An 18,173-nucleotide genomic window follows, 5' to 3' on the forward strand; every position below is an offset into this window, starting at 1 on the left:
TCAGGCGTCCTTGAACAGGCGGATATCATGCTGCACCGACAGCCCGCCATCAATGGGAACTATCGCTCCGGTGATGTAGGATCCCGCGCGGCTGCACAGATAAATGGCTGCGCCGGCCACATCATCGGGCCTGCCGATCCGCCCCAGCGGCACACCGGCGCCAACCTTTTCGACCTGCTCGTCCCGTGCCGTGGCAAACGCCGTCATCCGGCTCTGGAATGGTCCCGGCGCAAACGCATTGACGGTAACGCGGTGACTGGCAAGCTCTTCGGCAAGAATTCTGGTGAGATGATGCACCGCCGCTTTGGATGCGGAGTAGGAATAGGCCCCGTCGGCGGCCGGCTGGGTTCCCATGATCGACCCCAGATTGATCACCCGCGCCGGATCGGTGTCACGGGCGGCCTTGACCAGCAGCGGCGTCAGATCGCGGGTCAGCGTGAACAGCCCCGCCACATTGACCGACATCACCCTGGCCCAGGCCGCGTGCGGGAAGTCGGCATAGGGCGCGCCCCACGACACGCCGGCATTGTTGATGAGAATGTGCAGCCTGTCGGTGCGGGAGGTGACTGTCTCGACCAGAGCAGATACCCCCTCGGCCGTGCCGACATCGCCGCCGAAACCTTCTGCCGAACCTGCCCCGCCAAGGCTGTTGATGTCGCTGGCCGCCTTGACGCAATCTTCACCCTTGCGGGACGCGATCATCACCCTGGCCCCGGCCTGGGCCAGCCCGGTTGCAATCATCCGGCCGATCCCGGTGGCGCCGCCGGTCACGAGCGCGGTTTTTCCATTGACGGAAAACAGGTCTTCCAGATAGCTCATGTCCGATCTCTTCCTTTGCCGGGCCTGTCACTTTGTCGATACGCTGTGCGGCCAAATTGTCCCGGGCAATGATTGCCGCCCGACCGCCTGACCGGTAGCATGGCAAACAATTGACGTGTGCGTAAAGGGAAGAATCAGCCAATTGCTGATTGCCGGACGCACCGGACACGGGAGAGAGAGTTGACCAGGAGCAAGAGCATGGATCTGGGAATCACGCAGAAGCTGCACCCCATTCTCGACGCCGTGCGCGACATGGTCCGCAATGAGATCATGCCGCTGGATGAACAGTTTCTCGCCGAAGTCGGGTTGAACGGCGACCGCTGGAGCTATTCGGCGCGGCAGACCGAAATTCTCGACGGCCTGAAGGCCACGGCCAAGGCGCGGGGTCTGTGGAACCTGTGGCGCACCCGCGGCGAGGAGGCATTGACCACGGTTGAATATGCCTATCTGGCCGAGGAAATGGGCAAGGCGCATCTGGGGGCGGAAAGCTTCAACTGTTCGGCGCCCGACACCGGCAACATGGAAGTGCTCGACCGCTACGCGACGCCCGATCACAAGCAGCAATGGCTCGAGCCACTGCTCAGTGGCGATATCCGCTCGGCCTACCTGATGACCGAGCCCGATGTGGCGTCGTCCGATGCCACGAATGTTTCCATGTCCTGTGTCCGCGACGGCGAGCATTATGTGCTCAATGGCGAGAAATGGTGGGCTTCGGGTGCCGGCGATCCGCGCTGCAAGATCTACATCGTCATGGTCCGGACCGGCGGCGATGACATGCCCAAACATGCACGCCATTCGATGATCCTGGTGTCGGCCGACACCGCCGGAATAGACAAGCTGCGGCCAATGCAGGTTTACGGCCAGGACGACGCACCGCACGGCCATTTCCATCTCCGCTTCACAGACGTCCGGGTGCCTGCCAGCAATCTTCTGGTCGGCGAAGGCAAGGGCTTCGAGATCGCGCAAGGCAGGCTTGGACCGGGACGGATCCATCATTGCATGCGCGCCATCGGTCAGGCTGAAATGGCCCTCGAACTGATGTGCAAGCGGGCGCTGGAGCGCGAAGCCTTCGGCAAGAAGCTGGCCCAGCTCGGCGCGAATTACGACATCATCGCCGAATGCCGCATGGATATCGAAATGGCGCGGCTCTTGTGCCTGAAGGCGGCCTGGATGATGGATCAGGGCGATGCCCGTGCCGCGGCCCCCTGGATCAGCCAGATCAAGGTGATTGCGCCGCGTGTCGCGCTCAAGGTGACCGATGAGGCGGCGCAGATGTTTGGCGGTCAGGGTATCTCCCAGGACACGCCGCTGGCGCGGATGTGGACACATTTGCGCACGCTTCGCCTCGCCGATGGACCCGATGCGGTGCACCGCCGCCAGGTCGCCCGCACCGAGCTCAGGCGGTACACCCAGGAAAAGGTCTGAACCCCGATGAAAGCCATCGTCTGCACGAGCTACGGCCGGCTCTATGATGTGGAGTATCGCGACCTGCCCAATCCCCCGCCCGGCGGCGCCAAGCGCCGTCGGCACGACCAATCTGACGCGCTAAGGACCGATCCATGACCCTGCCCGCCCGCATCAATGCCCTGATCTTGAAAAACGACGGTTTCGCCGCCACGCGCACCGGCGCCGGGATCGACTCGCTTGATCCCTATCTCAGTTTTTCCACCCTGCCGCTGCCCCAACCCCACGCCGGCCAGGTTCTGGTCAAGTTGCGCATGGCCTCGGTCAATCCGTCCGATCTCTACTTCATCAAGGGCGAGTACGGCCAGGCCCGGGTCAAGGGCGCTGCCGCCGGCTTTGAGGGAGTGGGCGACGTGATCGACGGCAAAGGGCTTCATGCGCGCTATCTCAAGGGCAAGCGGGTGGCCTTTGTCGGCGGCGTCAGCGGCTCGGGCGCCTGGGCCGAATACATCGTTGTTCCGGCCGCCACCTGCGTGGTGGTCAAGCCCGCGATGCGCGATGAAGACGCGGCCGGCCATGTGGTCAATCCGGTGACTGCCTGGACCATGTTCGACATCGTCAAAAAATCAGGCTCGAAAAGCTTTGTCTTTACCGCCGCCTTCTCCCAACTCGGCAAGCTGATGGCGGGGCTGGCGCGCGACAATGGCTACGCCATGATCGCCGTCATCCGCAAAGACAGCCAGGCGGCTCACCTGAAAGCGCTCGGCGCCAAGCATGTGCTGATCCAGTCCGATCCGGACTTTGCCGCAAAACTGGCCGCCTTGATGGCCTCGGAAAAACCCCGCATCCTGCTGGATGCGGTGGCCAACCAGTTGGCCGCCGACATTTTCACGGCGATGCCGGCCCGTGCCCGCTGGGTGATTTATGGCAAGCTCGACACCGAAACCCCGGTCATCAGCGAACCGGGGCAGTTCATTTTCATGGACAAGAAAATCGAGGGGTATTGGCTGAGCAAATGGTTCAGGAACGCGTCCTGGCTTGAAAAGATCAAGGCCCTTCGCGCGGTCCAGAACCGTTTCATCTCCGGCGCCTGGAAGACAGAAGTGGTGGCAACGGTGAAGCTTTCGGACGCGATGCAGGATCTGCCCGACGCGCTGAAGCTCGGCGACGGCAAGGTGATGATCGTGCCCTGAGCTGCCGCTGTGATTAAGTCTTTACATTAGAATATCACTGTATGCTGATGTGATCATTGAACCTTCCATCCTTCTTCATGTGAAAGATGAAGTGGCGGCGATTTCCAGATCACTGTGAAACTTTCCATTGGCCGATGCCGTCCTATCTTTAGCACCAAGGAGGCCTGCCCATGACCCGTCCATTGCTCTCGCTGCTGACCGCATCGCTGCTTGTGCTGCTGGCCGGGCTGGCGCCGGCCCGTGCCGATGATGCGGCCACGGCGCGCAGCGTCATTGAAAATCAGATCAATGCCTTTCTGTCTGACGACATGGCGGCGGCCTATGCCCTGGCATCGCCGTCGATCCAGCGCCTGTACCCGGATCCGGCCCGGTTCTTCGACATGGTCAAGCGCGGCTACCAGCCGGTCTACCGTCCCGGCAACTTCGCCTTTGGCCGCTCCAAGGCGGCACAAGACGGCTCCGACATGATCCAGGAAGTCATCATCCAGGGGGCCGATGGACAGGATTGGACCGCGCTCTATGCACTCGAACGCCAGCCCGATGGCTCGTTCAGGATCAACGGCGTGCAGATGATCAAGGCCGCCGCCCCGCAAACCTGACTGGGCCGGCACGGCCGCCTGCCCCCAGTCCCGACTACCAGTCCAGGCCGCCGGATATGACACCGGTGGGGAGCATCAGGCCAAGATGATTGACTCCCCGCCTGGGTGGAACCAAGCTGAAGATTCGGCGTTGAGCCGGCAGCGGCATGGACCAGGAAATTGGCCGTGCCAGAGCCTGGCTTCAACCTATGCCTGTTGCTGCAGGCGGGCGGGCAATCATCGGCTCTGCCGGCAGCAGAAGATCGGAGAATTGCAGTGAGCGTCGCCTTTACCAAGGAAGAAAGCACCGAAACCGCGTCGGAAACCATGCTGCCCGACCGGCCGATTTCAGCCAATCCCAATCTGGTGACGCTCACCGGGTTGAAGCAGATACAGACCCATCTCGAAGAGGCCCGCGCGGCCTTTGAGGCCGCGAACTGCATCGAGGACGTCAACGAGCGCCGCCGCCAGCAGGCGAGCCCCTTGCGCGACGCGCGCTATTTCGCCGAACGGGTGCGCAGCGCCCAATTGATGCCCGATCCGATCTCCCATGACACCATCGCCTTTGGCGCCACCGTCACCTATTGCCGCGACGACAAGCCGCCGCAGACCTACCGCATTGTCGGCGAGGACGAAGCCGACCCCAAGTCCGGCACCATTTCCTTCGCCTCGCCGGTGGCGCGCGCGCTGATGGGGAAACGCGTCGGCGATGTGGTCGAGGTCGGCGAGCAGGAACTCGAGGTGATGGCAATCTCGTAAGTCCGGTGACAGATAGGATCTTGAGACCATGGGTCCCGGCCAATTCCGCGAACGGCACGCCAGAGCGATCCCGCGCGCCATCACAATCGATTTCCCCCTGTCCCTAAATCCGCTATGACTGATGCCCCGTGCGGCAAATCGCCGTGACCATCGCCCGATGTCCAAGGAACTGTCGACCATGCGAATTCGTCCTCTCCTGCTGCCCATCCTTGCCGTTGTCCTGTCAGCCTGCACCACCGCCTCGGTTGCGTCCAACCCGATCGAGGCGCGCTGGAACGGCAAGTCGGCGGGTGATTTCTTTGCCGCTTTCGGCCCTCAGGTGTCCGATACTTCAGGTCCCGGCGGCACGACGCTCTACACCTGGCGCGGCGGCTTTGGCAGCGGCAGACCCTGCACCGTCCAACTGACAGTCGGCAAGGATTACACGATCAGAAGTATCCAGGCCGTCTCCGACCGGCGCGATCCCAAGGGCGGCCCGAGCCATTGCGAAAAGACCCTCGACGCGGCTTGAGGCTGGCTGAACCGTCTGATGAATCCGGTCATGCCGGACCCCGATCCGGGTATCCAGTCAGCCCAAGCTTTTGGGCTGGAGTACTCATTTGACCCGGCGGACGCCGGGTCGACGGATCCGGGCTCGTGGGCCGGGATAACGAGGAATGAAGGGGCGCTGCCGCAAGTTTGAGACCGTATCGCGGGCGCCCTACCCCAGCGGCGGAATATCGCCGCGGGCCCAGCGCTCTTGCGTTTCGGCGGAAAATTCCTCGAAGCGCTGCGCCTCGATTGACGCGCGGATCCCCGCCATCAGGTCCTGGTAGTAACTCAGATTGTTCCAGGTAATCAGCATCATGCCCAGGATCTCGTTGGAGCGGACCAGGTGGTGCAGATAGGCCCGCGAATAATCGCGCGCCGCCGGGCATGCGCTTTCCGCGTCCAGCGGCCGATGATCTTCGGCGTGCCGCGCATTCTTGATGTTGATCTTGCCGTGGCGGGTGAAGGCCAGGCCATGGCGGCCGGCCCGTGTCGGCATCACGCAATCGAACATGTCGATGCCGCGGCCGACGGATTTGAGCATGTCGTCGGGCGTGCCCACCCCCATCAGGTAACGCGGCTTTTCAGAAGGCAGCAGCGGACAGGTGACATCGAGCATGTCGAGCATCACCGCCTGCGGCTCGCCCACGGCAAGGCCGCCGACGGCATAGCCCTTGAGGTCGAGCCCGGCCAATGCCTGTGCTGACCGCTCCCTGAGCAGGGGAGTGTCGCCACCCTGGACAATGCCGAACATCGCCTTGCCAGGCTGGTCGCCAAAGGCGGACTTGCAGCGGTCGGCCCAGCGCAGCGACATCTCCATGGCGCGTTCGATCTCGGTTCCGCTGGCGGGCAGCCGCACGCATTCATCGAGCTGCATCTGAATGTCGGAGCCCAGGAGTCCCTGGATCTCGATCGAGCGCTCCGGGCTCATCTCGTGGCGCGAGCCGTCGATGTGCGATTGAAACGTGACCCCCTGCTCGGTGATCTTTCTGAGCGCCGACAACGACATCACCTGGAAACCGCCGGAATCGGTCAGGATCGGGTGCTCCCAGCGGGCAAATTGGTGCAAGCCGCCAAGCCGCGCCATCCGTTCGGCGCCGGGGCGCAGCATCAGATGATAGGTGTTGCCCAGAATGATGTCGGCGCCGGTGCCCCGGACCTGGTCCATATACATCGCCTTGACCGTGCCGCCGGTGCCGACCGGCATGAAGGCCGGCGTCCGAATGGCGCCACGCGGCATCGAGATCTCGCCGCGCCGTGCCTTGCCGTCGGTGGCCAGAAGCTTGAACTGGAAGGTCTCGGTCATGTCAAAGTCGCCTGTTGCGGGTCATTGAGGATTTCCATTGGCTGCCAGCCATGGCGCAGTGTGAGCGTCTGCCGCGCGAAGGCAAAGACATTGCCGCCGCCAGCAGGCTGACCCCGGATCCTGTGGATTGGCCAGCCTGCCAGATGGCACATCAGCAAGGTGCCGACACCACCGTGACCGACCAGCAGCACATCGCCCTCGGGCGCGTCGTCGAGCACGGCCAAAGTCTCGGCGACGATGCGGGCTTGCGCGTCCACCGCCCGTTCCCAGCCGCGGACGCTCTGCTCGGGGCTGGCAAAGAACTGATCGGCGACAGCCTCGAACTCGTCGGGCGGCAGATAGCCGGTGGCGGTGCGGTCGTTCTCGTGCATTGTGTCGCGCACGATGAGGTCAAGCCCGAGCGCTTCGGCAAGCGGTTGCGCGGTCTCGATCGCCTTGGTCTCGGCGCTCGAGACAATGCTTGCCGTGTCCTGCAAGGCCGCCGCGGCGACAATCGATCTGACGCGGGCACGCCCGACCTCATTGAGCCCCCAGCGCTCCACCGCCACCAGCGGATCGATCCGCACCTGCGGGTGGCAGAGATAGCGGACGATCATGGCATGCTGTCCCGGCGAAACAGCAGGCTGGCGTCGCCATAGGAATAGAACCGGTAATGCGCATTGATGGCATGGGTGTAGGCTGTGCGCATGGTCTCAAGCCCACTGAAGGCCGCAACCAGCATGAACAGCGTCGAGCGCGGCAGATGGAAATTGGTCATCAGCACATCGACAGCGCGAAAGCGGTAGCCGGGCGTGATGAAGATGCCGGTCGGGCCGGACCATTCATGCACCGTGCCGTCCTCGCCGGTGGCGCTTTCCAAAAGCCTCAGCGACGTGGTGCCGACCGAGACGATCCGTCCGCCACGCGCATGCACGGCGTTCAGTGCCTCGGCGGTTTGGGCGCTGACATGGCCGATTTCCGAATGCATCAGATGTTCCGCCGTATCGTCGACCTTGACCGGCAGGAAGGTGCCGGCGCCGACATGCAGGGTGACGAAATGGCGCGAGATGCCGCGCGCATCGAGCTTGGCAAACAGCTCGGGGGTAAAGTGGAGCCCTGCGGTGGGGGCGGCCACGGCGCCGTCTTCACGCGCATAGATGGTCTGGTAGTCGCGCCGGTCCTGATCGTCCTCGCCGCGTTTGGAAGCGATATAGGGCGGCAGCGGAATGTGGCCGGTGGCCATGATCGCCTCGTCCAGCGCCGGGCCGGACAGATCGAAGATCAGCTCGATTTCACCGCCCTCGCCGCGTGTTCCCGCCGTCGCATCGAGCACGCCCGAGAGGCAGGTGGCGCCATCGCCGCCAAACGACAGCCGGTCGCCCTGCTTGATGCGCTTGCCCGGACGCACGAACGCCTTCCAGCGGTCGGTGCCCGAGCGCATGTGCAGGGTGGCCGAGATGCGTTGCCGGTTTTCGCCGCGAATGCGGAAACCTTCGAGCTGTGCCGGAATGACCTTTGTGTCGTTGAACACCAGCGCATCGCCGGGTTCGAGCAGATCGGCCAGATCCTGAACCGAAAGATCGGCAAGCGTTCCTCCGGCATCGACATGCAGCAGCCGGGCGCTGTCGCGCGGGTTGGCCGGCCTGAGCGCGATGCGCTCGTCGGGAAGCTCGAAGTCGAATAGGTCAACGCGCATGGCAGCGCCTCACAAAAAACGCGCGGGACGCGGGAGGCGCGCATGGCCACCCCGATCCCGCGCGTCAGATTAGGCCTTGATGTCGGCTGCGACCTTGACGGAGACGATCTTGTCGGGATCGGCAACCGGCTCGCCGCGCTTGATCTTGTCGACATTGTCCATGCCGGATGTGACCTGGCCCCAGACCGTGTATTGACGGTTGAGAAAGCCGGCATCATCAAAGCAGATGAAGAACTGCGAGTTGGCCGAGTTCGGATCTTGCGAGCGCGCCATCGAGCAGGTGCCGCGGGCATGGTTCATGTTGGAGAATTCGGCCTTCAGGTCGGGCTTGTCCGACCCGCCCATGCCGGCGCGGCCGGGGTTGAAATCCTTGCCGTCCGACTTGCCGAACTTGACGTCGCCGGTCTGCGCCATGAAGCCTTCGATGACCCGGTGAAACACCACCCCGTCATAGGCGCCTTCACGGGCCAGTTCCTTGATCCGGGCGACATGGCCGGGCGCCAGGTCTGGAAGCAGTTCGATGGTCACCTGTCCCTTGGTGGTTTCCATGATCAGTGTGTTTTCGGGATCCTTGATCTCCGCCATGGTCGTCTCCTTGGTTGTTGTCCTGAAAATAGGGGTGTGTCAGCCGCCGGAGCGAACCTTGATCATCCGGTCCGGGTCGGACACCGCACCGTTGTTGTTGGCGTCGCCCAGCTTGATCTTGTCGACATGCTCCATGCCGTCGACCACCTTGCCGACGACCGTGTAGTCGCCATTGAGGAACGTGCCGGGGGCGAGCATGATGAAGAATTGCGAGTTGGCCGAGTTGGGGTTTTGCGCGCGCGCCATCCCGACCACACCGCGATCAAACGACAGATCGGAGAATTCGGCCTTGAGATCGGGCTTGGAGGAACCGCCGGTGCCGGCGCGATGTGGCGCAAAGCCGTCTTCCATGTCGCCGAATTCAACATCGCCGGTCTGGGCCATGAAGCCCTCGATCACGCGGTGAAAGGCGACATTGTCATATTCGCCGGCCGCGCTGAGCTCCCGGAGCCGGGCGGCGTGCAGCGGCGCCACATCATCGGCGAGTTCGATGACGACGTCGCCGGTTTTCAAGGTGATAATCAGCTTGTCGGCGGCGGCGGCAAGAGAGGTCGAGACCAGGCCGAGGGCCAGGGTCGCGGCGATAAGCAGTCGTGAAGAACGCATGAGGGCTCCGTGAGGTGGCAGCGGCCGGGATGCTTGGTCATCCGGCGGCAATCGTTTGACACACCGCCGCGGGCTTGGCAACGCCGCGGCGCAGGGGGTTAGCTCTCCGACAGCCGCGCTGCAATGGCTTCTTGCACGATCGCCGGTACGAAGGGCGCGACATCGCCGCCCATCCTGGCGATTTGCCGCACAAGCGTGGCGGTGATGTGGCGGGATTCAGGATAGGCCGGAGCAAACACGGTGGTGATGGCTGGCGCCATCGTCCGGTTCATCCCCGCCATCTGCATTTCGTAATCGAGATCGGTGCCGTCGCGCAGGCCGCGAACCAGCACGCTGGCCCCCGCCGCAGCGGCTGCCTCGACCACCAGATTCTGGAAGGAAACAACGCTGACGTCGCCTGAGCGCTGCGGAAATTCGCTTCCGACCACATCGGCGATCATTCCGGCGCGGTCTTCAAACGAGAACATCGGCGTTTTGCCCGGATGCACGCCGATGCCGACAACCAGCCGGTCGCACAGTGCCAGGGACTGTTCGAGCACATGAACATGACCATTGGTCATGGGGTCGAACGACCCCGGATAAAACGCGATACGCATGGCAATACCCCTCTTTCGCAAGCCTTTTGTCATGACAAACCGGGTGCATCAAGCAATGTTTGCCCGCCGAGACGGTCCCGCCGTGCAAAACAGCGCCAGTCTGCGAACACCGAGACGCCGGTGGGCGCAGATCCGGCCTGCAAAGGGTGAGCGTCGCCTCGGGCGCGCCAAGGGCGCTGTACCGCCCTGAAACAACACAGGCCGCACGCCTCTCGTTGGATGGGCGTGCGGCCTGGCCTGAAAATCGGAAGCTGAGAGCCGAATCAGCGATCTGCGGCCTGTCTGGCAGGTGTCGGCTGCGACGGCTTCGATGATCTCACGGCGGCTGTCGAAAGTGTCGAGCATGAACCGGACGTTCATCGCGCCGTTATAGCCGGAAAAGCGGAAATCCCGGTATCTTCGTCAGAGGCGCACAGGCGATGAGGAAGGCCTGGGATTGCCAGGTGATGGCCGGTTCGATCCGGCCGTCCATCACTTCTTCGGTTTTTTCTGAAACGGATTTGCATCCAGTTGTTTCACCGCTGCACCGAGCGTTGCCGGAGCCTTCGCCGCCGCCTTGTCTTTTTTCGGCTTGCGGATTTCCTTGTTGGATTTCATCTGACCTTTGGCCATTTTGCGTCACTCCTGGCGCAACATCCCAAACCGGAAGCGGTTTGATCAAAAGATGCGGCGCACTTTGCAGTCGCCCGACCGGCTTATCGCGCCCTGTCCGAAACAGTGCCAGCGTTGAGCCGGTTCAAGCGGTCTCTTCAGGCTCGATCAGTTCGAGATTGCTGCCCTGCTCCACCCGTTCGTGGCCCATTGCTTCATTGCGGATCCGGTATTGCGCGTTGCCCTGGTTGTCGGGCAGCCGCATCAGAACAGTAAATTCGCTCGGCGTCTTGGGGGATAACCCCACGCGCGATTGAAGCGACACGTTCTGTCCCGCTTTGAAAATAGTCTTTGCCATTTGTACAATTCCAATACAGTTACATCCGCTCCGCACTTGCGTGCGGCAGGCGGCTTTTTTCTATGCGCTTTCAGAAAGCAGGCGAATCGTCAGACCGCCGACGGTTGACAATACCACGGCAAGCCTGAGGAAGTACTTTCAAACAATACGCCGTCATTGTGGCTTATGAAAGGCCAAACTTTGCCGCCTGCCCGGCCAACCGCTTCTTTTGCCTGCCCGATCGGGCGAAATGACAAAGAGCGGCACAAAACCGGGTCCACCGGGCCTTAAACAATCCGCGCTCACCGGAAGGCCGCGGCCGCCTCTGGCCTATGTCCGTGTCTCTGACGCCGGCTGATCGCCGGGGCACGGCCACCTTCCGCTCCGTACGACCCAGCGCCAACGGCACCCGCCATCCGAAGTTCGGCCTCGCCCTTTCCGGGGGCGAAGCATCTGGTCTGACAAGACTGCTCCGGGGTCAGAATACCGAAGAACAATTAACCACAATTGCATTCAGTTCCGGTTCATTGAGGGTTTGTCATGGTGTGTGCGTCAAGGTTTGATGCGTAGAAAGGACACCGTGATGACGATAGCTCTTGCCGTTCTTGCTCTTATGATTGTGACGCTGTTCAGTGGTCTGGTGCTTCGCGCCCTGCGTCAGGAAACACCCGACCAGGTTACCGACCCGGTCTGGCCGCGCCACGGCTAACGCACACCCCGGTTTCAAGCATCCAGCCGCGAGCGCAACCGGATACCTTCCCTGGCTTGCCAGTCCCGCATCAAAACGGCACGCCGTTTCGGATAAGCGGCAGCTTCGACCGCCAGGCTGATGATCCGGTCGGCGCGAAAATTCCTGAAATCATTGCGCAACTCGCACCAGGCGACCACCACCCGTGCCTTGTCGAAAAACGCCAGCGCAATCGGCCAGATGACCCGGTCACTGCAAGCGCCGTTGACATCGGCATAGGCAATGGTGAGCTTGCGCTGACGGCGGATGGCATCGCGGATGCGCGGCAATTCGTTCTCGCCTGCCGCAATCGGCGCACCGGCGCCAACCAGCAGGGTCGAGCCATCGAGACCGTCCTTGAGGTCGTCGGGCAAGACGGCGGCAATCTTGGCCAGCGCGTTTCTGGCAGCGCGCCCGAGCGGCAGGTCGGCCCGCTCCGCCACCCAGCGTGACCCCAGCACCAGCGCCTCGATCTCCTCTTCGGAAAACATCAGCGGCGGCAGCATGAAGCCGGGCTTGAGCACGAAGCCAACGCCGGCCTCGCCATCAATCGCCGCCCCTTGCGATTTCAGAGTCTCGATGTCGCGGTAGATGGTGCGCAGTGACACGCCCAGTTCCGCAGCCAGCGACGCGCCGCTGACAGGACGCTTGTGGCGCCGCAGCACCTGCAGAAGATCAAGAAGACGGGCGGCGCGGGACAAATTTCAGCTCCGGAGTGGGATGGCGACAGATGAGTGTAGCAGCTGATGCTGCCGGAATGTGGCAGGAGCCAATATCTCACACACCCTGCTGGTCCGAAACCCCGGTTGGGCCGGCACGTACCGGTCACTCGGACGCGGCAGCGTTTGAAAACCAGACCGCATCACAGACGGCTATGGCGCTCGCATCCGGCTCGCGATCCTTGCGCAAGTGCAGCGATTTGACCTGCCACACGCTGGACGCATCGGGGGCGTGAAAGCTCAGCCCTGCATCGCTGGCGCCGAGGCAGGGAATGAACCCCACCGGCATCAATGGCCGGACGTCGAAATGGCCGCTGTGTCTGGTCACCAACAGGGCGAGCCCGGTATCGGGAGCGGGAGACCATGGAAAAATCAGCCTGCCATTCTGGTTGAGAGCCTCCAGCCAACTCACAGGCGGCCTGATCACACCGGCGTTGACGTAGATGACATCCGACGCCGGAATTGGCATCTGTGTCGCGTCGCCGACCAGAACCGAGACATTGTCGAAAGGCTTGAGGTTCTGCTTCGCTCTGCCCGCCAGATCCTGATCAATCTCCATTGCGGTGACCCATCCGCCGGGACGTACAAGCAACGACATGATCGCTGAATAGTAGCCGGTTCCGGCCCCGATATGTGTCACCAGCTCACCGGGCTGGATCGCCACGGTGCCGAGCCAACGCGCATGGAGAAAGGGTTCGCCATTGTTGATCCCCTTGGCTTCATCCAAGCCAATCAGCAGATTCTGGTAAAGATGGATCGGATCATCGCTTGGCGTTTGGACATAGCGCCGGCGAAACACCATGTTCCAGGGTCCGGGCCCGACGAAGGCCTCACGCCGTATGGTCTCGAAAACCCGCTCGAGCCGGGGATCAGACGAACCACTGGCGGCAAACATCAGCTTTGCGAAAAGACGTCTGACGTCGTCCAGCCTGCTGTCTGCCATCACGGACCGTCCGATTCAGGATTGGAAATCACCAGTTTCATCGCAATCATGACCAATCCTGGCCGCCCCGGCAAGTCCGGCAGACCGGCGCCACAGATCAAGTCCGGCGGACCGCGCCCTTACGGGATGGTGGGTCTGGGCCTGGTCTTTTGGGCGCATTGCCCACGGCCACTGATGCCGTCGCATGGCCACACCGGGCTGCCCATGCGCAGCCGGATCAAATGCAATCAGCCGGGCCGCGTCGGTTGATCCGGGTGGTTGCAAAACAGGGCGACCTTGTTGCCCTGAGGATCGCGCAGATAGCCGACATAAAAGCAGGCGCTGTAGTCGGCGCGGAAGCCGGGTGCGCCCTCGTTACCTCCGCCGGCGGCGAGCGCTGCGGCGTGAAGCTCACGCACCAGAGCCTGGGTTCGAACCTGAAAAGCCACCATGGATCCATTGCCGGTCGAAGCCGCCTCCCCGTTGAAGGGCGGCTTGACATAAAAATCCGGCGGCACGACGCGTTGTCCGGTCGCAGCCGGAATCGACCAGCTCAGTCCAGCAGGCGAGACATCCAACCGGTAGCCAAGCCTGGGCAGGAAGGCCGAATAGAATGTTTCTGCAACTGCCATATCGTCAGCGCCAACGGTGATATATCCAATCATGTCTCCATCTTCTCACCCGGCCAAACCGCCGTCCACCCATAAAAAAGCCGGGGATCTCTCCCCGGTTTTTTCAATCACGCCATGCAGCCCGGTCAGGCTTCAGGCGGTGTTTCGTCCGTGTCGGGTGCTGACGTATCGCCGGCTTCGGGTGCTGTTTCGCCCCCCTCTGGCGCGGCAACCTCGCCCTCGACACCCTCGACACCCTCTTCATCCAGCTCTTCGTCCGCTTCCGGCTCGCTGATGCGGTCGACCGAGACCACGCGCTCGTCCTTGGCGGTCGAGAAGATGGTCACACCCTTGGTGGCGCGACCGGCCATGCGGATGCCGCCGACCGGAACCCGGATCACCTGGCCGCCATCCGACACCATCATGATCTGGTCGCCCTGTTCGACCGGGAAGGCGGCGATCAGCGGACCGATTTCGCCGGTCTTGGAGGTGTCGGTGGCACGGATGCCCTTGCCGCCACGGCCCGAAATCCGGAACTCATAGGTCGATGAGCGCTTGCCATAGCCCTTCTCGGAGACCGTCAGGATGAACTGCTCGCGGGCCTTGAGCTCCTCGTAGCGCTCGTCGTCAAGATCCCCGTCCTCGACCGCGTCTTCGCCAACCAGGGCGATATCCTCGACCTCGTCGCCACTGACCACCCGCCGTTCGGCCACCGCACGCTTGAGATAGGCGGCGCGCTCCGACGGATCGGCATCGACATGATGCACGATGGTCATCGAGATGATGTGGTCGTCCTGGCCAAGGTTCATGCCGCGCACGCCGATCGAATTGCGGCCGGCAAAGACCCGGACGTCATCGACCCGGAAGCGGATGCACTGCCCCAGCGCCGTCGTCAGCAGCACATCATCGAACTCGTTGCAGGTCTCGACATTGAGGATGGCGTCCCCCTCGTCGTCGAGCTTCATCGCAATCTTGCCATTGCGGTTGACCTGAATGAAATCGCTGAGCTTGTTGCGGCGTACGGTGCCGCGTGTGGTGGCGAACATCACGTCGAGATTGGCCCAGCTGTCCTCGTCCTCCGGCAGCGGCATGATCGAGGTGATCCGCTCGCCCTTTTCCAGCGGCAGCATGTTGATCAGCGCCTTGCCCTTCGACGTCGGCGTGCCGATCGGCAAGCGCCAGACCTTTTCCTTGTAGACAATGCCGCGCGAGGAGAAGAACAGCACCGGCGTGTGGGTGTTGGCGACAAACAGCCGTGTGACGAAATCCTCGTCCCGCGTCGACATCCCGGAACGGCCCTTGCCGCCGCGGCGCTGCGCCCGGTAGGTGGCGAGCGGCACCCGCTTGATATAGCCCGCATGGCTCACGGTCACCACCATGTCCTCGCGTGCGATCAGGTCCTCATCGTCCATATCCGCACCACCCTCGGTGATCTGGGTGCGGCGCGGCACGCCGAACTCGTCGCGAACCGCGATCAGCTCGTCCTTGACGATCTGCTGAACCCGGACACGCGATGCGAGAATTTCGAGGAAGTCCTTGATTTCCTCTCCGATCTTGCCGAGTTCGTCGCCGATTTCGTCACGCCCGAGCGCCGTCAGGCGAGCCAGGCGCAATTCGAGAATGGCGCGCGCCTGTTCCTCGGACAGATTGTAGGTGCCGTCTTCGTTGATGCGGTGACGCGGATCATCGATCAGCCGGATCAGCGTTTCGACATCCATTGCCGGCCAGCGCCGGGTCATCAACTGCTCGCGCGCCGTCGCCGGGTCCGGTGCCTTGCGGATGAGCGCGATGACTTCATCGATATTGGCCACCGCAATGGCCAGACCCACCAGCACATGCGCCCGTTCCCGGGCCTTGCCCAGCAGGTACTTGGTCCGCCGGGTGATCACGTCCTCGCGGAACGCGACGAAGGCCTTGAGCATGTCGATGAGGGTCATCAGCTCGGGCTTGCCGCCATTGAGCGCCACCATGTTGACGCCGAAGGAGGACTGCAGCGGCGTGTAGCGGTAGAGCTGGTTGATGATCACGTCGGCAACGGCATCGCGCTTGAGCTCGATGACCACCCGGTAGCCCTGGCGGTCGGACTCATCGCGCAGGTCGGAAATGCCCTCGATGCGCTTGTCGCGCACCAGTTCGGCCATTTTCTCGATCATCGTCGCCTTGTTCACCTGGTAGGGAACCTCGGTGATGATGATGGCTTCGCGGTCGTTGCGCATCGGTTCGACATGAACCTTGCCGCGCATCATCACCGAGCCACGGCCGGTCTCGAACGCCTGCCGGATGCCGGCCTGGCCGAGAATGAGGCCCGATGTCGGGAAATCCGGGCCGGGAATGATGCTCATCAGTTCGATCAGATCGATCGCCGGATTGTCCATCAGGGCGATGGAGCCATTGATCACTTCGACCAGATTGTGCGGCGGAATATTGGTGGCCATGCCCACGGCAATGCCGCCGGCGCCATTGACCAGCAGGTTGGGGAACCGTGAGGGCACCACCTTCGGCTCCGACCCGGAGGAATCATAGGTGTCCTGAAAGTCGACCGTATCCTTGTCGATGTCTTCCAGCATTTCGTGCGACAGCTTGGCCAGACGCGATTCGGTGTAGCGCATGGCGGCAGGCGGATCGCCGTCGATCGAGCCGAAGTTGCCCTGTCCGTCAACCAGCATGGCGCCCATCGACCAATGCTGCGCCATGCGCACCATGGCATCATAAATCGACTGGTCGCCGTGCGGGTGATACTTACCCATCACGTCACCGACGATGCGGGACGATTTCACATATTTGCGGTTCCAGTGATAACCGCCCTCATGCATGGCGTAGAGGATCCGGCGATGCACGGGCTTGAGCCCGTCGCGCACATCCGGCAGCGCGCGGCTGACGATCACGCTCATGGCGTAATCGAGATACGAGCGCTGCATCTCCTCGACTATCGAAACCGGCTCAATGCCTGGGGTAATCGGTCCGGCGGGTGTTTTCTGGTCTGTCAAAGCGGTCCACGAGAATTGGTTGGAATCATTTGTGCCTTATAGCCGAAAGCCGCCGCTGTCGCCAATTTTCCCGCCCTGTTTGGCGGCTTGAGACGAGTTTCTCCACCGTTGCGGCCTCTGCCTGAGCCCCGCGCAGCCAATTGAATGGGCAAACAGCGCTGGATCCCGGCAAATCGCCGCAGCGCCGGCACCGTTCCCATCCATGCGTGAGCGCGATCGCGACGATGTTTTGGGGTTTCGAACAGCGCCGTTGTATCGTAAGTGCTTTGAAACGGCCTGTCGAAGCGGCCGCGGGGGATGGTTCATGAATGCCGATCTGGTCATCAATGCCTTCGTCACCATCATCGTGATGTTCGATCCGCCCGGCCTGGCGGCGATCTTTCTCGGGCTGACGACCGGCATGACCCGCAGCCAGCGGCTTCAGGTGGCCATGCGCGGCACGCTGACTGCTGCGGGCATCCTCGCCGTGTTTGCCATTGCCGGGGCCAGCATCCTCAATGTGCTGGGCATTTCGCTCGGCGCCTTCCGCATAGCCGGCGGCATGCTTTTGTTCTGGATTTCCTTCGAGATGATCTTTGAAAAGCGCCACGAACGGCAGGAAAAGAGCGCCGAACGGGCGATCACCAAGGACCACATTTCCAATGTCGCGGTGTTTCCGCTGGCGATTCCGCTGATTGCCGGTCCTGGCGCCATATCGGCGGTCATCCTGCTCGCCGGCTCGTTCTATCAACCGGTCGAACGCGCCGGGCTGATTGGCGTGATCCTCGCCGCATCGCTGGTGCTGTTTGCCTTTCTGGTGATTGCCGAGCGCATCGACCAGTTCCTGGGCGACACCGGCCGCACCATCCTGACCCGGCTGCTGGGCGTGGTGCTGGCAGCGCTCTCGGTGCAGTTCGTGGTCGACGGCATCAAACAGGCGTTTCTCGGCGGCTGATGCCGGTCGGCCGGCATGAAACGGGCGCGTTTTAGAGCTGCCGAAGCCGAGCTTTGGTGCTATAGCGTCAGCAGGGCTTCTTGCTACCACACCACGGGGCCTATGGAGTTTTCGCAGCAGTTCCGCTGCCTTGCGGGCAAGACCTGCGGCTTCGGCTCGATCCGGGCCGTTTATTGCATCGGAAACGGTCGATGGGCGGGGCCGCTGTCCGCCGAACAAGATTTCCTGCCGGTCTAGAGCGGCGGGCATTCTGACTGAATCGGCAGGGCTTCCCTGACTAGTTTTATCGTGATTCA

Annotated in this window: 20 protein-coding genes; 7 read left to right on the forward strand and 13 right to left on the reverse strand. The window is 62.5% G+C overall.

The window, feature by feature from the left end; all coding sequences use genetic code 11:
* Nucleotides 1-819, reverse strand: coding sequence for an SDR family oxidoreductase (locus tag PZ897_RS12685; protein WP_275752666.1), 819 nt, complete (start codon nt 817-819; stop codon nt 1-3).
* Between the two features lie 198 nt (nt 820-1,017).
* Here PZ897_RS12685 and PZ897_RS12690 point away from each other — a divergent pair, with 198 nt between their 5' ends.
* The 5 genes from PZ897_RS12690 (at nt 1,018) to PZ897_RS12710 (ending at nt 5,264) form a co-directional block, all read left to right on the forward strand.
* Nucleotides 1,018-2,244, forward strand: a complete 1,227-nt coding sequence (locus tag PZ897_RS12690) for an acyl-CoA dehydrogenase family protein (protein WP_275752667.1) — start codon at nt 1,018-1,020, stop codon at nt 2,242-2,244.
* Between the two features lie 134 nt (nt 2,245-2,378).
* Nucleotides 2,379-3,416, forward strand: coding sequence for a zinc-binding dehydrogenase (locus tag PZ897_RS12695; protein ID WP_275752668.1), 1,038 nt, complete (start codon nt 2,379-2,381; stop codon nt 3,414-3,416).
* Between the two features lie 170 nt (nt 3,417-3,586).
* Nucleotides 3,587-4,015 (forward strand): DUF4864 domain-containing protein, encoded by a 429-nt coding sequence (locus PZ897_RS12700; RefSeq protein WP_275752669.1) that lies wholly within the window; start codon nt 3,587-3,589, stop codon nt 4,013-4,015.
* A gap of 255 nt (nt 4,016-4,270) precedes the next feature.
* Complete coding sequence (gene greA / locus PZ897_RS12705) at nt 4,271-4,753, forward strand: transcription elongation factor GreA (protein ID WP_275752670.1); 483 nt, start codon at nt 4,271-4,273, stop codon at nt 4,751-4,753.
* A gap of 178 nt (nt 4,754-4,931) precedes the next feature.
* Nucleotides 4,932-5,264 carry a hypothetical protein gene (locus PZ897_RS12710; RefSeq protein ID WP_275752671.1) on the forward strand — a complete coding sequence of 111 codons (333 nt, stop codon included), beginning with the start codon at nt 4,932-4,934 and terminating at the stop codon, nt 5,262-5,264.
* A gap of 189 nt (nt 5,265-5,453) precedes the next feature.
* On the opposite strand, the gene tgt is transcribed toward PZ897_RS12710, so the two are convergent.
* The 8 genes from tgt to PZ897_RS12750 form a co-directional block, all read right to left on the reverse strand.
* On the reverse strand, nt 5,454-6,587 hold the full coding sequence (tgt, locus tag PZ897_RS12715; RefSeq protein ID WP_275752672.1) for a tRNA guanosine(34) transglycosylase Tgt: 1,134 nt from the start codon (nt 6,585-6,587) through the stop codon (nt 5,454-5,456).
* A complete protein-coding gene (locus tag PZ897_RS12720) occupies nt 6,584-7,183 on the reverse strand; it encodes a histidine phosphatase family protein (protein ID WP_275752673.1) in 600 nt (199 codons plus the stop codon). The genes tgt and PZ897_RS12720 overlap by 4 nt, the downstream gene beginning before the upstream one ends.
* Nucleotides 7,180-8,262, reverse strand: coding sequence for a tRNA preQ1(34) S-adenosylmethionine ribosyltransferase-isomerase QueA (queA, locus tag PZ897_RS12725; protein ID WP_275752674.1), 1,083 nt, complete (start codon nt 8,260-8,262; stop codon nt 7,180-7,182). Before queA ends, PZ897_RS12720 begins: the two co-directional genes overlap by 4 nt.
* Nucleotides 8,263-8,331: 69 nt before the next feature.
* Entirely contained in the window at nt 8,332-8,847 is a 516-nt protein-coding gene (locus PZ897_RS12730) for a peptidylprolyl isomerase (RefSeq protein WP_275752675.1), read from the reverse strand.
* Between the two features lie 39 nt (nt 8,848-8,886).
* The gene (locus PZ897_RS12735; RefSeq protein ID WP_275752676.1) at nt 8,887-9,453 is read right to left on the reverse strand and encodes a peptidylprolyl isomerase; all 567 of its coding nucleotides are present in this window, start codon (nt 9,451-9,453) and stop codon (nt 8,887-8,889) included.
* Nucleotides 9,454-9,551: 98 nt separating this feature from the next.
* On the reverse strand, nt 9,552-10,049 hold the full coding sequence (coaD, locus tag PZ897_RS12740) for a pantetheine-phosphate adenylyltransferase (RefSeq protein WP_275752677.1): 498 nt from the start codon (nt 10,047-10,049) through the stop codon (nt 9,552-9,554).
* 471 nt (nt 10,050-10,520) lie between these two features.
* Nucleotides 10,521-10,661 (reverse strand): hypothetical protein, encoded by a 141-nt coding sequence (locus PZ897_RS12745; RefSeq protein WP_275752678.1) that lies wholly within the window; start codon nt 10,659-10,661, stop codon nt 10,521-10,523.
* A 124-nt stretch (nt 10,662-10,785) separates the two neighbouring features.
* Nucleotides 10,786-10,998 (reverse strand): hypothetical protein, encoded by a 213-nt coding sequence (locus tag PZ897_RS12750; RefSeq protein WP_275752679.1) that lies wholly within the window; start codon nt 10,996-10,998, stop codon nt 10,786-10,788.
* A gap of 562 nt (nt 10,999-11,560) precedes the next feature.
* On the opposite strand from PZ897_RS12750, the gene PZ897_RS12755 reads away from it, so the two are divergent.
* The gene (locus PZ897_RS12755) at nt 11,561-11,686 is read left to right on the forward strand and encodes a hypothetical protein (protein WP_275752680.1); all 126 of its coding nucleotides are present in this window, start codon (nt 11,561-11,563) and stop codon (nt 11,684-11,686) included.
* A 14-nt stretch (nt 11,687-11,700) separates the two neighbouring features.
* On the opposite strand, the gene PZ897_RS12760 is transcribed toward PZ897_RS12755, so the two are convergent.
* The 4 genes from PZ897_RS12760 to gyrA all read right to left on the reverse strand — a co-directional run bounded on the left by PZ897_RS12760 (nt 11,701) and on the right by gyrA (nt 16,943).
* Nucleotides 11,701-12,405 carry a YafY family protein gene (locus tag PZ897_RS12760; RefSeq protein WP_275752681.1) on the reverse strand — a complete coding sequence of 235 codons (705 nt, stop codon included), beginning with the start codon at nt 12,403-12,405 and terminating at the stop codon, nt 11,701-11,703.
* A gap of 124 nt (nt 12,406-12,529) precedes the next feature.
* Nucleotides 12,530-13,366, reverse strand: coding sequence for a methyltransferase domain-containing protein (locus PZ897_RS12765; protein ID WP_275752682.1), 837 nt, complete (start codon nt 13,364-13,366; stop codon nt 12,530-12,532).
* 227 nt (nt 13,367-13,593) lie between these two features.
* Nucleotides 13,594-14,010 carry a VOC family protein gene (locus PZ897_RS12770; RefSeq protein WP_275752683.1) on the reverse strand — a complete coding sequence of 139 codons (417 nt, stop codon included), beginning with the start codon at nt 14,008-14,010 and terminating at the stop codon, nt 13,594-13,596.
* A gap of 92 nt (nt 14,011-14,102) precedes the next feature.
* Nucleotides 14,103-16,943 carry a DNA gyrase subunit A gene (gene gyrA / locus PZ897_RS12775; protein WP_275752684.1) on the reverse strand — a complete coding sequence of 947 codons (2,841 nt, stop codon included), beginning with the start codon at nt 16,941-16,943 and terminating at the stop codon, nt 14,103-14,105.
* A gap of 304 nt (nt 16,944-17,247) precedes the next feature.
* On the opposite strand from gyrA, the gene PZ897_RS12780 reads away from it, so the two are divergent.
* Nucleotides 17,248-17,877 carry a MarC family protein gene (locus tag PZ897_RS12780; protein ID WP_275752685.1) on the forward strand — a complete coding sequence of 210 codons (630 nt, stop codon included), beginning with the start codon at nt 17,248-17,250 and terminating at the stop codon, nt 17,875-17,877.
* Nucleotides 17,878-18,173 lie beyond the last annotated feature (296 nt).

Origin of the sequence: Hoeflea sp. YIM 152468, from assembly GCF_029210485.1 — a bacterium.
Taxonomy (GTDB): domain Bacteria; phylum Pseudomonadota; class Alphaproteobacteria; order Rhizobiales; family Rhizobiaceae; genus Hoeflea.

Excerpts from the sequence above, each read along its gene's own strand:
- PZ897_RS12710 (WP_275752671.1), top strand. The coding sequence starts at position 4,932 with ATGCGAATTCGTCCTCTCCTGCTGCCCATCCTTGCCGTTGTCCTGTCA.
- PZ897_RS12690 (WP_275752667.1), top strand. The coding sequence starts at position 1,018 with ATGGATCTGGGAATCACGCAGAAGCTGCACCCCATTCTCGACGCCGTG.
- PZ897_RS12685 (WP_275752666.1), bottom strand. The coding sequence starts at position 819 with ATGAGCTATCTGGAAGACCTGTTTTCCGTCAATGGAAAAACCGCGCTC.
- coaD (WP_275752677.1), bottom strand. The coding sequence starts at position 10,049 with ATGCGTATCGCGTTTTATCCGGGGTCGTTCGACCCCATGACCAATGGT.
- PZ897_RS12695 (WP_275752668.1), top strand. The coding sequence starts at position 2,379 with ATGACCCTGCCCGCCCGCATCAATGCCCTGATCTTGAAAAACGACGGT.
- tgt (WP_275752672.1), bottom strand. The coding sequence starts at position 6,587 with ATGACCGAGACCTTCCAGTTCAAGCTTCTGGCCACCGACGGCAAGGCA.
- PZ897_RS12755 (WP_275752680.1), top strand. The coding sequence starts at position 11,561 with ATGACGATAGCTCTTGCCGTTCTTGCTCTTATGATTGTGACGCTGTTC.
- PZ897_RS12765 (WP_275752682.1), bottom strand. The coding sequence starts at position 13,366 with ATGGCAGACAGCAGGCTGGACGACGTCAGACGTCTTTTCGCAAAGCTG.
- PZ897_RS12730 (WP_275752675.1), bottom strand. The coding sequence starts at position 8,847 with ATGGCGGAGATCAAGGATCCCGAAAACACACTGATCATGGAAACCACC.
- PZ897_RS12750 (WP_275752679.1), bottom strand. The coding sequence starts at position 10,998 with ATGGCAAAGACTATTTTCAAAGCGGGACAGAACGTGTCGCTTCAATCG.
- queA (WP_275752674.1), bottom strand. The coding sequence starts at position 8,262 with ATGCGCGTTGACCTATTCGACTTCGAGCTTCCCGACGAGCGCATCGCG.
- PZ897_RS12745 (WP_275752678.1), bottom strand. The coding sequence starts at position 10,661 with ATGGCCAAAGGTCAGATGAAATCCAACAAGGAAATCCGCAAGCCGAAA.
- PZ897_RS12735 (WP_275752676.1), bottom strand. The coding sequence starts at position 9,453 with ATGCGTTCTTCACGACTGCTTATCGCCGCGACCCTGGCCCTCGGCCTG.
- PZ897_RS12720 (WP_275752673.1), bottom strand. The coding sequence starts at position 7,183 with ATGATCGTCCGCTATCTCTGCCACCCGCAGGTGCGGATCGATCCGCTG.
- PZ897_RS12770 (WP_275752683.1), bottom strand. The coding sequence starts at position 14,010 with ATGATTGGATATATCACCGTTGGCGCTGACGATATGGCAGTTGCAGAA.
- PZ897_RS12700 (WP_275752669.1), top strand. The coding sequence starts at position 3,587 with ATGACCCGTCCATTGCTCTCGCTGCTGACCGCATCGCTGCTTGTGCTG.
- PZ897_RS12780 (WP_275752685.1), top strand. The coding sequence starts at position 17,248 with ATGAATGCCGATCTGGTCATCAATGCCTTCGTCACCATCATCGTGATG.